Source organism: Streptomyces virginiae, from assembly GCF_041432505.1.
Lineage (GTDB): Bacteria > Actinomycetota > Actinomycetes > Streptomycetales > Streptomycetaceae > Streptomyces > Streptomyces virginiae_A.
Window position 1 is genome coordinate 5,853,351 of the sequence record NZ_CP107871.1, and the last position, 13,914, is coordinate 5,867,264.

Below are 13,914 nucleotides of genomic sequence, written 5' to 3' on the forward strand. Positions count from 1 at the left end.
CGCGCCGACACAACGAGGTTGCCGTACCTATGCGCCACGCTGAAGGAGCCCGCGGTGAGTGCTGACCCGACGCAGGTGCTCGCCTTCGAGACCGATTGCCACATCTTCGACGGCTGTGGTTTCCCGGCTCCTGGCCTGCACTCGTTCCTGTTCGAGCCGATCTTCGGCGACATGGACGGAGCCGTCTATTTCAACAAGACGATGCTCCTGGCCCTGCTCGGATCCGTCATCATCGTCGGATTCTTCTGGGCCGCCTTCGCCAAGCCGAAGCTGGTTCCGGGGAAGCTCCAGATGGTTGCCGAAGCCGGCTACGACTTCGTGCGCCGCGGCATCGTCTACGAAACGATGGGCAAGAAGGAGGGCGAGAAGTACGTCCCCTTCATGGTCGCGACGTTCTTCTTCGTCTGGATCCTGAACCTCTGGTCGATCATTCCGCTCGCCCAGTTCCCGGTGACCTCGGTCATCGCGTACCCGGCCGGTCTGGCCCTGATCATCTACGTCATGTGGATGTCGGTCACCTTCAAGCGCCACGGTTTCGTCGGCGGCCTGAAGAACCTCACGGGCTACGACAAGTCGCTGGGTGGCATCCTGCCGCTGGTCATGCTGATCGAGTTCTTCTCGAACGTCATCGTCCGCCCCTTCACCCACGCGGTCCGTCTGTTCGCGAACATGTTCGCCGGTCACACGCTGCTGCTGCTCTTCACGATCGCCAGCTGGTACCTGCTGAACGGCATCGGCATCGCCTACGCGGGCGTGTCCTTCGTGATGGTCATCGTGATGACCGCGTTCGAGCTCTTCATCCAGGCTGTCCAGGCCTACGTCTTCGTGCTGCTGGCCTGCAGCTTCCTCCAGGGCGCCGTCGCCGAGCACCACTGACCGCCCCACCCCCAAACCACCAGTCGTCCGGTGGCCAACCCCCACCGGTCCATGAAAGAGAAGGAAGAACCGGCATGTCCGCTCTCCAGACCCTCGCTGCTGGCGTCGAAATCAAGGGCAACCTCGGCTCCATCGGTTACGGCCTCGCGGCCATCGGCCCCGGCGTCGGCGTCGGCATCATCTTCGGTAACGGCACCCAGGCCCTGGCCCGCCAGCCCGAGGCCGCCGGCCTGATCCGCGCCAACCAGATCCTCGGCTTCGCCTTCTGTGAGGCGCTCGCCCTCATCGGTCTGGTCATGCCGTTCGTCTACCCGACCTCCTGATCCCGGTAGCGAACAGACCCTTTAGTCGGAAGGCACTGATGTGAACCCTCTGGTTCAGCTCGCGGCCGAAGAGGCGGAAAACCCCCTCATCCCGCCGATCCCCGAGCTCGTCATCGGTCTGATCGCCTTCGTCATCGTCTTCGGTTTCCTCGCGAAGAAGCTCCTCCCGAACATCAACAAGGTTCTGGACGAGCGTCGCGAGGCCATCGAGGGCGGTATCGAGAAGGCTGAGGCCGCTCAGACCGAGGCCCAGAGCGTGCTGGAGCAGTACAAGGCCCAGCTCGCCGAAGCCCGGCACGAGGCCGCGCGCCTGCGCCAGGAAGCGCTGGAGCAGGGCACTGCGCTCAAGGAAGAACTGCGCGCAGAGGGCCAGCGGCAGCGTGAGGAGATCATCGCTGCCGGCCACGCCCAGATCGCGGCGGACCGTAAGGCCGCCTCTCAGGCGCTGCGTCAGGACGTTGGCAAGCTCGCCACCGACCTGGCCGGAAAGCTCGTCGGCGAGTCCCTCGAGGACCACGCCCGGCAGAGCCGCACCATCGACCGCTTCCTCAGCGAGCTTGAGGAGAAGGCCGAGGCGGCCCGATGAACGGAGCGAGCCGCGAGGCGCTGGCCTCCGCGCGTGAGCGTCTCGACGCGCTGACGGACAACACGTCCGTCGACGCGACGAAGCTCGCCGGTGAGCTGGCTGCCGTCACCGCGCTGCTCGACCGTGAGGTCTCGCTGCGTCGGGTCGTCACGGACCCGGCGCAGTCCGGCGAGGCCAAGGCCGAGCTGGCCGGTCGCCTGCTCGGCGGCCAGGTCGGCGGGGAAACCCTCGACCTGGTGTCCGGCATGGTCCGGTCCCGCTGGTCGCAGTCCCGCGACCTGGTGGACGCGCTGGAGGAGCTGGCGGCCACCGCCGACCTCACGGCCGCCCAGCGGGCGGGCGCGCTCGACAACGTCGAGGACGAGATCTTCCGCTTCGGCCGGATCGTCTCCTCGAACACCGAGCTGCGTGCCGCGCTGACCGAACGCGGTGCCACCGCCTCCGCCAAGAGCGAGCTGCTGCGCAGCCTGCTCGGCGGCAAGGCGGACACCGTCACCGAGCGCCTGGTGATCCGTCTTGTCACGCACCCGCGTGGACGTAGCCTGGAAGCGGGACTCGAGTCCCTGTCCAAGCTCGCCGCCGAGCGCCGTGACCGCATGGTCGCCACCGTGACCAGCGCGGTTCCGCTCAGCGACGTCCAGAAGGCGCGCCTCGGCGCGGTGCTGGCCAAGCTGTACGGCCGACAGATGCACCTGAACCTCGACGTGGACCCCGAGGTCCTCGGCGGGATCTCGGTGCGAGTCGGCGACGAGGTCATCGACGGCACCATCGCGGACCGCCTCGCCGAGGCGTCGCGCCGCATGGCCGGCTGACCAGCCACCAATAGAACAGAAGCATTCCTAGCGGCCCGGTTGGGCCGTGCAGAACTTGCAGAAGATTCCTGGGGGTCGCCCCCAGACCCCTAAGAAGCTTCAGGCCCAACAAGGAGAGCAGGGAACCCAGATGGCGGAGCTCACGATCCGGCCGGAGGAGATCCGGGACGCACTGGAGAACTTTGTCCAGTCGTACCAGCCGGACGCGGCCTCGCGCGAGGAGGTCGGAACGGTCAGCGTTGCCGGCGACGGCATCGCGAAGGTGGAGGGTCTGCCCTCCGCCATGGCGAACGAGCTGCTGAAGTTCGAGGACGGAACCCTCGGTCTCGCCCTCAACCTCGAGGAGCGCGAGATCGGTGCGGTCGTCCTCGGCGAGTTCAGCGGTATCGAGGAGGGCCAGCCGGTGCAGCGCACCGGTGAGGTGCTCTCGGTCGGCGTCGGCGAGGGCTACCTCGGCCGCGTCGTCGACCCGCTCGGCAACCCGATCGACGGTCTCGGCGAGATCGCGACCGAAGGCCGTCGCGCCCTGGAGCTCCAGGCTCCTGGCGTCATGGTCCGTAAGTCCGTCCACGAGCCGATGCAGACCGGCTACAAGGCCATCGACGCCATGGTGCCGGTCGGCCGCGGTCAGCGTCAGCTGATCATCGGTGACCGTCAGACGGGTAAGACCGCTCTGGCCGTCGACACGATCATCAACCAGCGCGACAACTGGCGCTCGGGCGACGTGAACAAGCAGGTTCGCTGCATCTACGTCGCCATCGGCCAGAAGGGCTCGACCATCGCGTCCGTTCGCGGCGCCCTGGAAGACGCCGGCGCGCTCGAGTACACGACGATCGTCGCCGCCCCGGCGTCCGACCCTGCCGGCTTCAAGTACCTGGCGCCGTACACCGGTTCCGCCATCGGCCAGCACTGGATGTACGCCGGCAAGCACGTCCTGATCATCTTCGACGACCTGTCGAAGCAGGCCGACGCCTACCGCGCCGTGTCGCTGCTGCTGCGCCGCCCGCCGGGCCGCGAGGCCTACCCGGGTGACGTCTTCTACCTGCACTCCCGTCTGCTGGAGCGCTGCGCGAAGCTGTCCGACGACATGGGTGCCGGTTCGATGACCGGTCTGCCGATCGTCGAGACCAAGGCGAACGACGTGTCGGCGTTCATCCCGACCAACGTCATCTCCATCACCGACGGCCAGTGCTTCCTGGAGTCCGACCTGTTCAACGCGGGCCAGCGCCCGGCGCTGAACGTCGGTATCTCGGTCTCCCGCGTCGGTGGCTCCGCCCAGCACAAGGCCATGAAGCAGGTTTCCGGCCGTCTGCGTCTGGACCTGGCCCAGTACCGCGAGCTGGAGGCGTTCGCCGCCTTCGGTTCCGACCTGGACGCCGCTTCGAAGGCCTCGCTGGAGCGCGGCAAGCGCCTGGTCGAGCTGCTGAAGCAGGGCCAGTACCAGCCGATGCCCGTCGAGGAGCAGGTCATCTCCGTCTGGGCCGGCACCACCGGCAAGATGGACGACGTCCCGGTCAACGACATCCGTCGCTTCGAGTCGGAGCTGCTGGAGCACCTGCGCCGCGAGCGCAAGGACCTCCTCACCTCCATCGCCGACGGCGGCAAGATGTCGGACGACACCCTGTCCTCCATCGCGGACGCCATCGCTTCCTTCAAGCGCCAGTTCGAGACCTCGGACGGCAAGCTCCTGGGCGAGGACGCACCGGCCGTCAACGTCTCCAAGTGACGACGGAAGGGACCTGACTCATGGGAGCGCAGCTCCGGGTCTACAAGCGTCGCATCCGTGCCATCACGGCGACCAAGAAGATCACCAAGGCGATGGAGATGATCGCCGCCTCGCGCATCGTCAAGGCGCAGCGCAAGGTGGCGGCATCGATGCCGTACGCGACCGAGCTCACCCGTGCGGTGACCGCGGTGGCGACCGGCTCGAACACCAAGCACGCCCTGACCACCGAGGTCGAGGCGCCGACCCGTGCCGCGATCGTGCTCATCACGAGCGACCGCGGTCTGGCCGGCGGCTACTCCTCGAATGCCATCAAGCAGGCGGAGCGGCTCACCGAGCGGCTGCGCGGCGAGGGCAAGGAGGTCGACACCTACATCGTCGGCCGTAAGGGTCTGGCCTACTACGGCTTCCGCGAGCGCAAGGTCGCGGATTCGTGGACCGGCTTCACCGACAGCCCGGCCTACGCCGACGCCAAGCGCGTCGCGGGGCCGCTGATCGAGGCCATCCAGCTGGAAACGGCCGAGGGTGGCGTCGACGAGCTGCACATCGTCTACACGGAATTCGTGTCGATGATGACGCAGAACCCGGTCGACGGCCGGATGCTGCCGCTCAGCCTCGATCAGGCTCCGGAGGAGACCGGTGCGAAGGGCGAGATCCTTCCGCTGTTCGACTTCGAGCCGTCGGCGGAGGACGTCCTCGACGCCCTGCTGCCGCGCTACGTCGAGAGCCGTATCTACAACGCACTGCTGCAGTCGGCCGCTTCCGAGCACGCCGCCCGCCGCCGTGCGATGAAGGCGGCGACCGACAACGCCGGAGACCTCATCAAGAGCCTCTCCCGGCTTGCCAACGCGGCCCGCCAGGCCGAAATCACCCAGGAAATCAGCGAGATCGTCGGTGGCGCGAGCGCCATGGCTGACGCGACCGCGGGGAGTGACAAGTAATGACGACCACTGTTGAGACGGCCGCCGCCACGGGCCGCGTCGCCCGGGTCATCGGCCCGGTCGTCGACGTGGAGTTCCCCGTCGACGCCATGCCCGAGATCTACAACGCGCTGAAGGTCCAGGTCGCCGACCCGGCCGAGGACGGCGCGCTCAAGACCCTGACCCTCGAGGTAGCGCAGCACCTGGGTGACGGCCTCGTCCGTACCATCTCGATGCAGCCGACCGACGGTCTGGTCCGCCAGGCCCCGGTGACCGACACGGGCGAGGGCATCACCGTCCCCGTCGGTGACTTCACCAAGGGCAAGGTGTTCAACACCCTCGGTGAGGTGCTGAACTACCCGGAGGAGAACGCCAACGTCACCGAGCGTTGGCCGATCCACCGCAAGGCGCCTCGCTTCGACGAGCTCGAGTCGAAGACCGAGATGTTCGAGACCGGCGTCAAGGTCATCGACCTTCTCACCCCGTACGTCAAGGGTGGAAAGATCGGTCTGTTCGGTGGTGCCGGTGTCGGTAAGACCGTTCTGATCCAGGAAATGATCTACCGCGTCGCCAACAACCACGACGGTGTGTCGGTGTTCGCGGGCGTCGGTGAGCGTACCCGTGAGGGCAACGACCTCATCGAGGAGATGGCCGACTCCGGCGTCATCGACAAGACGGCGCTCGTCTTCGGCCAGATGGACGAGCCCCCGGGCACCCGTCTGCGCGTCGCCCTGGCCGGTCTGACCATGGCGGAGTACTTCCGCGATGTGCAGAAGCAGGACGTGCTCTTCTTCATCGACAACATCTTCCGGTACACCCAGGCGGGTTCCGAGGTGTCGACCCTGCTCGGCCGTATGCCCTCCGCGGTGGGTTACCAGCCGAACCTGGCCGACGAGATGGGTCTCCTCCAGGAGCGCATCACCTCGACCCGTGGTCACTCGATCACCTCGATGCAGGCGATCTACGTCCCCGCGGACGACCTGACCGACCCGGCGCCGGCGACCACCTTCGCCCACCTCGACGCGACGACGGTTCTTTCCCGTCCGATCTCCGAGAAGGGCATCTACCCGGCCGTGGACCCGCTGGACTCGACGTCCCGCATCCTCGACCCGCGGTACATCGCGGCGGACCACTACGCCACCGCGATGCGCGTCAAGGGGATCCTGCAGAAGTACAAGGACCTCCAGGACATCATCGCGATCCTCGGTATCGACGAGCTGGGCGAGGAGGACAAGCTCGTTGTCCACCGTGCCCGTCGTGTCGAGCGCTTCCTGTCGCAGAACACCCACGTGGCGAAGCAGTTCACCGGTGTGGACGGTTCGGACGTTCCGCTCGACGAGTCGATCACCGCGTTCAACGCGATCTGCGACGGTGACTACGACCACTTCCCCGAGCAGGCGTTCTTCCTGTGCGGTGGCATCGAGGACCTGAAGGCCAACGCCAAGGAGCTGGGCGTCTCCTGATCCGGCGCGCTCCTCACGGAGCGCTCCGGTTCGCAGGCCGCCGGCGAACGCCGACAGCGTCTGTGGACGGAGAGGGGCGGGTGTGTCCCGTCCCTCTCCCCACGCCCATTAGAATTTGACCCAACACCCGGCCGACCCGCCGGGTGGTGACCCGAGGAGCCACCTTGGCTGCTGAGCTGCACGTCGAGCTGGTCGCGGCGGACCGCAATGTCTGGTCCGGCGAGGCCACCCTTGTTGTCGCCCGCACCACGTCCGGCGACATCGGCGTCATGCCCGGTCACCAGCCGCTTCTCGGTGTGCTGGAATCGGGCCCGGTGACCATCCGTACCAGCGACGGCAACACCGTCGTCGCCGCGGTGCACGGCGGTTTCATCTCGTTCGCGGACAACAAGCTGTCCCTGCTGGCCGAGATCGCCGAGCTCGCGGACGAGATTGACGTCCAGCGTGCGGAGCGGGCACTGGAGCGCGCGAAGTCGGAGGCCGATGCGGCCGCCGAGCGTCGCGCTGATGTCCGGCTGCGCGCCGTAACGGGCTGAACGCCCGTCGGAGTTCGATCGTTTGAGTCCCGGGGGGCGACCGCCGGGACTCAGCAGACCTCAGCCGCGGTCCGTGCTGGAATTTTCCAGACCGGGTCGCGGCTGAGGCGATGCGGGTCCTCCCCCAGACTTCGTCTGGGAGGGGCTCCGGTTCTCATGTGTATTCGATGAGCGAGGAGGTCGGTGAAGATGCTCCTCGCTCTGCTTGTGAGCGGCCTGGTCGTAATCCTGGTGGTGATCGGGCTGTTTGTCTTCGGGTTGCGCCGCAGACTCATTCAGCGGTCCGGCGGCACCTTCGACTGCAGCATGCGCTGGGGTGTGTCCGAGGAGCCCGACATCTCCGGCAAGGGCTGGGTGTACGGGGTCGCACGGTACAGCGGTGACCGGATCGAGTGGTTCCGGGTGTTCTCGTACTCCCCGCGCCCGCGCCGGCTGCTGGAGCGGTCCTCCATCGAGGTCGTCGCCCGCCGCGCCCCGGAGGGCGAGGAGGAGCTGGCGCTGCTCTCCGACGCCGTCGTGCTCGGCTGTGTCCACCAAGGGACCCGCCTGGAGCTGGCGATGAGCGAGGACGCGCTGACCGGCTTCCTGGCGTGGCTGGAGGCGGCGCCCCCCGGCCAGCGGGTGAATGTGGCCTAGCCGGACGTCTGGACGACGGGACGACGGACAACGAGAAGCCGGGGAGACGGGGGCGGACCCGTCTCCCCGGCTTCGGTCTTTACTGCAGCCCGGTGTGGACCGCGTTCGCGAGCTCACCGCCCGTGGTGTCGCCGCTGAACTCCCAGTAGAAGGCTCCCCGCAGGCCCTGCTGCTTGGCCCAGGTCATCTTCCCGGCGATGGTGGCGGGGGTGTCGTAGCTCCACCAGTTGCTGCCGCACTTGGCGTAGGCGGTGCCGGCGACGGTGCCCGTGGCCGGGCAGCTGTTCTTGAGCACCTTGTAGTCCTCGATGCCCTGCTCGTACGTGCCAGGCGCCGGTCCGGTGGCGGTGCCGCCGGGGGCCGCCTGGGTCACCCCGGTCCAGCCGCGGCCGTAGAAGCCGATGCCGAGGTTGAGCTTGGAGCCGGGAACGCCCTTGGCCTTGAGCTTGGCGATGGCGTCGGCGGAGTTGAAGCCGGCCTGCGGGATGCCGGCGTACGAGGTCAGCGGGGAGTGCGGGGCCGTCGGGCCCTGGGCCGCCCAGGCCCCGAAGAAGTCGTACGTCATGACGTTGTAGAAGTCGGTGTACTGCGCGGCGCCCGCGTAGTCGGCCTTGTCGATCTTGCCGCCGTCCGAGGCGTCGGCGGTGATGGCCGCGGTGACGAGGTTGTTCGCGCCGAACCGGGACTTCACGGCCTGCATCAGGTTCTTGAAGGCGGCCGCTCCGCTGGTGTCGCAGGACAGGCCGCAGGCGTTCGGGTACTCCCAGTCCAGGTCGATGCCGTCGAAGACGTCGGCCCAGCGCGGGTCCTCGACCAGGTTGTAGCAGGACTGGGCGAAGGCGGTCGGGTTGGCGGCGGCCTGCGGGAAGCCGCCGGACCAGGTCCAGCCGCCGAAGGACCACAGGATCTTGATGTTCGGGTACTGCTTCTTCAGCTTGCGCAGCTGGTTGAAGTTGCCGCGCAGCGGCTGGTCCCAGGTGTCGGCGACGCCGTCGACGCTCTGGTCGGCGGTGTAGGCCTTGTCGTAGTCGGCGTAGGCGTCACCGATGGTGCACTGGCCGTTCTGGACGTTGCCGAAGGCGTAGTTGATGTGGGTGATCTTGCCCGCGGTGCCGGAGGTGACCAGGTTCTTCACGTGGTAGTTGCGGCCGTAGACGCCCCAGTTGGTGAAGTAGCCGAGCTTGACCTTGCCGCCCGGGTCCGGGGGGATGACCCCGCCGGTCGTCGTCACCGTCGTCGAGCCGGAGGAGGGGCCGGTCTGGTCGATGGTGTCGCGGGCGGTGACGCTGTACGTGTAGGTCGTGCCCTTGGTCAGGCCGGAGTCGGCGTAGCTGGTCCCGGTGACCGTGGCGATCTTGCCGGAGCCCCGGTAGACGTCGTAGTTCTTGACGCCCTTGTCGTCCGTGGCCGGGGTCCAGGTCAGGGTGAGCGAGGTGTCGGCGACGTTGCTCGCGGTGGGGGTGCCGGGAGCCGTGGGGGGAGTGTCGCCGGGTTGGGTGCCGCCGTCGCAGGAGGCGCCGTTGATCTTGCAGCCGCTCGGGGCGCCGCCGCCGGCGCCGTTGAAGCCGAAGCTCGCGGTGGCCCCGGGGGCGAGGGTTCCGTTCCAGCCGAGGTTCTTGGCGGTCCAGTGGGTGCCCGAGCTGGTGACGGTGGCGTCCCAGGCCGAGGTGACCGAGGTGCCCGCCGGGTAGTCCCACTCCACGGTCCAGCTGCTGAGGGTGGTGGTGCCGGTGTTCTTCACCACCCACTTGCCCTCGAAGCCGGAGCCCCAGTCGGAGACCTTGGTGTACGTCGCCGTCGCGGAGGCGGCCGCCTGGGCCGGGCCGGCCAGGGCGACGAGGCCGGTGACGGGCAGGGCGAGTGCGGCCACGACCGCCGCGACTCGGCTGAAGAACCGGGTGCGCCTGGTGCGGGGTGGGGATGCTGTGCTCAAGGGTGATCCTCCGTAGGTCCGTCGCGGTCGTGGGGACGACTACGACATGGGGGTGGGACCTGCGCCGCCCGTGAGCACGCTTTGTCATGGCACGCTCACCACAGTGTTGCGGCGAGCGTAGAAAGGTCTGGACCAACCGTCAAGAGGTCCAGACCGGTGCGCGCCGACCCGCCTATATCCCCAACTCCTGCGCCAGTACCGCCGCTTGGAGTCGGCTGCGCAGCTCCAGCTTGCCCAGCAGCCTGCTGATGTGCGTCTTGGCCGTCGCCTCCGCCATCTCCAGGCGCACCGCGATCTCCGCGTTCGACAGGCCTTCACCCAAGGCGCTCAGGACCTCCCGCTCCCGCCGGGTGAGCGAGGCGACCGCGGCGGCCCGCTCCGGCGCCGGGGCCGGCCGCGTCGGACGGGGCGTCGCGAACTCCGCGATGAGCCGGCGGGTCACCGCCGGGGAGATGAGCCCCTCGCCGCGCGCGACGGTCCGTACCGCCTCGATCAGCTCCGCGGCGTCCGCGTTCTTCAGCAGGAAGCCCACGGCCCCCGCCCGTAGCGCCCCGAAGACGTACTCGTCGAGGTCGAAGGTGGTCAGCACCAGGACGTCCGCCAGCCCCTCCGAGACCACCTGACGGGTCGCGGACACCCCGTCGAGCCGGGGCATCTGCACGTCCATGAGGACGAGATCAGGCCGTAGCTCCCGGGCCAGGCGTACCGCCTCCTCCCCGTCGGCCGCCTCGCCCACCACCTCGATGTCGCCCGCGCTGCGCAGGATGAGCACCAGCCCGGCCCGGACCGCGCCCTGATCCTCCGCCACCACCACCCGAATGGTCATGCCTCCACCGCTTTCTCCTCCGCGGGCAGTGTCGCCCGTACCTGCCAGACGGCACCGGACCGCCCCGCCGTGAACTCTCCGCCCAGCAGCTCCGTCCGCTCCCGCATACCGATCAGCCCGGCCCCCGAACCCGGGGCGCGCGGGCCCGGCCGCTCCCCGAAGGGAGAGTCCACCCCCACGGTCAGCAGCCCGTCGGCGTGTGCCACGCGGACCGTGACCGTGCCCGGGGCGGCGTGCTTGAGGGCATTGGTCAGCGACTCCTGGACGATCCGGTACGCGGCCAGCTCCACGGGAGCCGCCGCCGGCTCCCCGGACGGCCGGTCGTCGTGGAGCACGAACGTCAGCCCGCTCGCCGAGCCGTTGGTCCTGGCCTGCCCGAGCAGGGCGTCAAGGCCGCCCAAGGAGGGCACGGCGACCGGCTCCTGATCGCCGCCCGCATCCCGCAGCAGCCCGATCAGACGGCGCATTTCGGCCAGTCCCTGCACGCTGTTCTCGCGGATCACCCCGAGCGCGTCCCGGCTGGTGTCGGCCTTGTCGATGGAGAGCGCGGCGGTGGAGTGGATGGCGATGGCGGAGAGGTGGTTGGCCACCATGTCGTGGAGCTCCCGGGCCATCCGGGCGCGCTCGGCGGCCACGGCCTGACTACGGTCCATCTCGGCCAGCAGGGCGGTCTGCTCGGCGCGCAGCCGGGCGGCCACGGCGGCCTCGCGGTGGTTGCGCAAGGTGGCGCCGGTCAGGGCCGGGGCGAAGCTCACGATGCCGGTGACGACGCCGATCAGCAGGGCCTGCGGGGTGCGCAGCCAGGCCACCGAGACGACGGTGGCCACGACGGTGATCAGGCCGGTGGTGACCGGGAGCCGCCGGGCCATGGCCGGTTTCCCGTAGACGACGGCGGCGTACATCAGGTCGGTGAAGATCACGACGGTGGCGAGGCTGCCGACCGTGAACTGGTCGGCGATCACCCCGACGGTGCCCACGATCAGCGTCAGGTTCGGCTTGGTGCGGCGCAGCAGCTCCATCGAGCCGAGCGCGACCAGCGGGACCAGGGCGGCCCAGGCGGGCAGCATGTTCCGGTTGGGGCTGCTGTAGACACCGAGCGACCAGAACAGCGTGCCCGCGAGCACGCTGACCACCGCGAGGAGGATGTCGTCACGGTGGGGGCGCAGGTCGTGGATCTTCATGGTCACGGGCCCATCCAACAGGGTGCGCGGGGTCCGGCGCCTCGGCGGAGAGGGCGAGGTCGCGGTACATCGAACGATGCAGGTCCGGATGGTCAATGGAGACGACGCGCGGGACCCGGCCGGACGGGAGCCTGGATACGGAACGGAGAACCCGAGCGGACGGAGAGTCCCATGATCGTCGCGCTGATCATCGCTTGCGAGGTCGGCTTCTGGGTACTGCTGGCGGCCGGACTGGCCCTGCGCTACCTCGCGAAGATGCCCAGGCTGGGGGCGGCGGTCCTGCTCTGCGAGCCGCTGATGGAGTTGGTCCTGCTGGTGGTCACCACGCTCGACCTCAAGAACGGCGCCGAGCCGGACTGGAAGCACGGACTGGCCGCCCTGTACATCGGCTACACCGTCGCCTACGGCCACTACACGATCAAGTGGCTCGACGGGCACGCCGCGTACCGGCTGGCCGGGGGACCGAAGCCGGCCGGCGCCGGGTACGGGAAGGAGCGGGCCCGGCACGAGTGGAAGCTCTGGATCCGTACGGTGATCGCCGCCGCCGTCGCCCTGACGCTGCTGCAGCTGGCGATCTGGTACGTGGGCGACGCGGGTGACGTCAGCTCGCTCCAGGGCTGGCAGTTCGCCGCCCTGCGCGTGGTCGGCATCCACGCCCTGGTCGCCGTGGCCTACACGATCTGGCCGAGCAAGGCCCCGCGGGCCGCGGAGAAGGCCCCGGCGGACGCCGCCGAGGACCGGTCCTCCCTGACCGGGCGCTAGCGCTCAGCGCTCGCCGCCCGGCACCCACAGCACGTCCCCGACCTCCTTGTTGGCCACCCGGGCCAGGATGAACAGGAGGTCGGAGAGGCGGTTCAGGTAGGTGGCGGTCAGCGGGTTCATCACCTCGCCGTGCACCTCCAGCGCCGCCCACGTGGAGCGCTCGGCGCGCCGGACCACCGTGCAGGCCTGGTGCAGCAGGGCCGCGCCGGGGGTGCCGCCGGGGAGGATGAAGCTGCGCAGCTTCTCCACCTGCTCCAGGAAGTGGTCGCAGTCCGCCTCCAGCTTGTCCACGTAGAACTGCTCCACGCGCAGCGGCGGGTACTGCGGGTTCTCGACCACCGGGGTGCACAGGTCGGCGCCGACGTCGAAGAGGTCGTTCTGCACGCGGACCAGGACCTTCACCACGTCCGCCGACAGCCCGCCGAGCGCGATCGCCGTCCCGATGGCCGCGTTGGCCTCGTTGGCGTCGGCGTACGCGGAGATCCGCAGGTCGGTCTTGGCGGTGCGGCTCATGTCGCCGAGGGCGGTCGTGCCCTGGTCGCCGGTACGGGTGTAGATGCGCGTGAGGTTCACCATGCGGCCAGGGTAGACGGGCCCGCGGGGGAAATTCCGGGCGAGGTCGCCGCTGCTCACGTACGGTCCGGTGGGGCCGTGGCCCCGGAGGGGAGCGGCGAAGTGGCCGACGTGTACTACATCTGGCGGCTCGCCGAGGCCGCCCAGCAGATCGATCTCCTGGCGGGCTTCCTCGCCACCCGGGACGCGGACGGCCCGGCAGCCCTGCGCGCCTCGGCCGAGAACGCCCGGGCCGGGCGTGCGGCCGTGGCCGCCGGGCGCCTGCGGGAGGCCCTGGACCGCATCGACGACCTGCGCGAACACGCAGCCCGTTGGGCGGGGCACCCGCACCACCCGGGCGAGCCGACCGCCTTCGAGCACGACGCGAGGGTCTGGGACTACGCCAAGGACATGCTGCGCGCACAGCTCCCGTCGCAGGAGGCGAAGGTCTTCGCCGCGCGCCGGATCCTGGGCGCGATCCACCACCTGCGGCGGGAGATCCGCGCGCGCCCGGAGGCGGACGCGCAGGCCCGGGCGGACGCCCTTCACCTCGCGGGACGCGCCGCCATGGCCGTCGAGATCGGCCACCTCGGCGCCGCGCGCAAGGAGCTGAAGCGGCTGCGCGCACTGGCCGAGAGGTACGCCGAGGACGAGGGCGGGTGAACTGGACGGCGGGGGAGGGTTGCTGGGCCGTACCGGTGTGATGTCCGTCATCTGAGACGTGACGCGTGTTACTTCACGGTCACACCGCACCGCCCGGGCGCTAGTCTCCGCCGGAGTGGCTA

15 protein-coding genes are annotated in these 13,914 nt (G+C 69.1%); 11 read left to right on the plus strand and 4 right to left on the minus strand.

Annotation, left to right across the window (positions count from 1 at the left end; translation table 11 throughout):
• Positions 1-39: 39 nt before the first annotated feature.
• The 9 genes from atpB (at position 40) to OG624_RS27515 (ending at position 7,875) form a co-directional block, all read left to right on the plus strand.
• Complete coding sequence (gene atpB, locus OG624_RS27475; protein ID WP_078909215.1) at positions 40-876, plus strand: F0F1 ATP synthase subunit A; 837 nt, start codon at positions 40-42, stop codon at positions 874-876.
• 74 nt (positions 877-950) lie between these two features.
• Positions 951-1,199, plus strand: a complete 249-nt coding sequence (locus OG624_RS27480; protein ID WP_030008695.1) for an ATP synthase subunit C — start codon at positions 951-953, stop codon at positions 1,197-1,199.
• A 40-nt stretch (positions 1,200-1,239) separates the two neighbouring features.
• A complete protein-coding gene (locus OG624_RS27485; RefSeq protein WP_030008696.1) occupies positions 1,240-1,785 on the plus strand; it encodes a F0F1 ATP synthase subunit B in 546 nt (181 codons plus the stop codon).
• Entirely contained in the window at positions 1,782-2,597 is an 816-nt protein-coding gene (locus OG624_RS27490) for a F0F1 ATP synthase subunit delta (protein WP_033218838.1), read from the plus strand. The genes OG624_RS27485 and OG624_RS27490 overlap by 4 nt, the downstream gene beginning before the upstream one ends.
• 130 nt (positions 2,598-2,727) lie before the next feature.
• Entirely contained in the window at positions 2,728-4,323 is a 1,596-nt protein-coding gene (gene atpA / locus OG624_RS27495; RefSeq protein ID WP_033218840.1) for a F0F1 ATP synthase subunit alpha, read from the plus strand.
• 20 nt (positions 4,324-4,343) lie between these two features.
• Entirely contained in the window at positions 4,344-5,261 is a 918-nt protein-coding gene (locus tag OG624_RS27500) for a F0F1 ATP synthase subunit gamma (protein WP_033218842.1), read from the plus strand.
• Positions 5,261-6,703 (plus strand): F0F1 ATP synthase subunit beta, encoded by a 1,443-nt coding sequence (gene atpD, locus OG624_RS27505; protein ID WP_030386949.1) that lies wholly within the window; start codon positions 5,261-5,263, stop codon positions 6,701-6,703. Before OG624_RS27500 ends, atpD begins: the two co-directional genes overlap by 1 nt.
• A gap of 164 nt (positions 6,704-6,867) precedes the next feature.
• Entirely contained in the window at positions 6,868-7,239 is a 372-nt protein-coding gene (locus tag OG624_RS27510; protein ID WP_030720897.1) for a F0F1 ATP synthase subunit epsilon, read from the plus strand.
• 189 nt (positions 7,240-7,428) lie between these two features.
• Positions 7,429-7,875 carry a DUF2550 domain-containing protein gene (locus tag OG624_RS27515; RefSeq protein ID WP_078909216.1) on the plus strand — a complete coding sequence of 149 codons (447 nt, stop codon included), beginning with the start codon at positions 7,429-7,431 and terminating at the stop codon, positions 7,873-7,875.
• 79 nt (positions 7,876-7,954) lie between these two features.
• Here the strand turns inward: OG624_RS27515 and OG624_RS27520 are convergent, their stop codons facing one another.
• The 3 genes from OG624_RS27520 to OG624_RS27530 form a co-directional block, all read right to left on the minus strand.
• Positions 7,955-9,808: a glycosyl hydrolase family 18 protein gene (locus OG624_RS27520; protein WP_033218847.1), complete on the minus strand. Its 1,854-nt coding sequence runs from the start codon at positions 9,806-9,808 to the stop codon at positions 7,955-7,957.
• Between the two features lie 172 nt (positions 9,809-9,980).
• The gene (locus OG624_RS27525) at positions 9,981-10,634 is read right to left on the minus strand and encodes a response regulator (protein WP_033218849.1); all 654 of its coding nucleotides are present in this window, start codon (positions 10,632-10,634) and stop codon (positions 9,981-9,983) included.
• Positions 10,631-11,815 (minus strand): sensor histidine kinase, encoded by a 1,185-nt coding sequence (locus tag OG624_RS27530; RefSeq protein WP_033219114.1) that lies wholly within the window; start codon positions 11,813-11,815, stop codon positions 10,631-10,633. Before OG624_RS27530 ends, OG624_RS27525 begins: the two co-directional genes overlap by 4 nt.
• A gap of 171 nt (positions 11,816-11,986) precedes the next feature.
• Here OG624_RS27530 and OG624_RS27535 point away from each other — a divergent pair, with 171 nt between their 5' ends.
• Positions 11,987-12,577: a hypothetical protein gene (locus OG624_RS27535; RefSeq protein WP_033218851.1), complete on the plus strand. Its 591-nt coding sequence runs from the start codon at positions 11,987-11,989 to the stop codon at positions 12,575-12,577.
• A gap of 3 nt (positions 12,578-12,580) precedes the next feature.
• Here OG624_RS27535 and OG624_RS27540 read toward each other — a convergent pair whose 3' ends face one another.
• Positions 12,581-13,153 carry a cob(I)yrinic acid a,c-diamide adenosyltransferase gene (locus OG624_RS27540; RefSeq protein WP_033218852.1) on the minus strand — a complete coding sequence of 191 codons (573 nt, stop codon included), beginning with the start codon at positions 13,151-13,153 and terminating at the stop codon, positions 12,581-12,583.
• A gap of 99 nt (positions 13,154-13,252) precedes the next feature.
• Between OG624_RS27540 and OG624_RS27545 the strand changes: the two genes are divergently transcribed.
• Complete coding sequence (locus OG624_RS27545) at positions 13,253-13,792, plus strand: hypothetical protein (RefSeq protein ID WP_033218856.1); 540 nt, start codon at positions 13,253-13,255, stop codon at positions 13,790-13,792.
• The last annotated feature ends 122 nt before the right edge of the window (positions 13,793-13,914 follow it).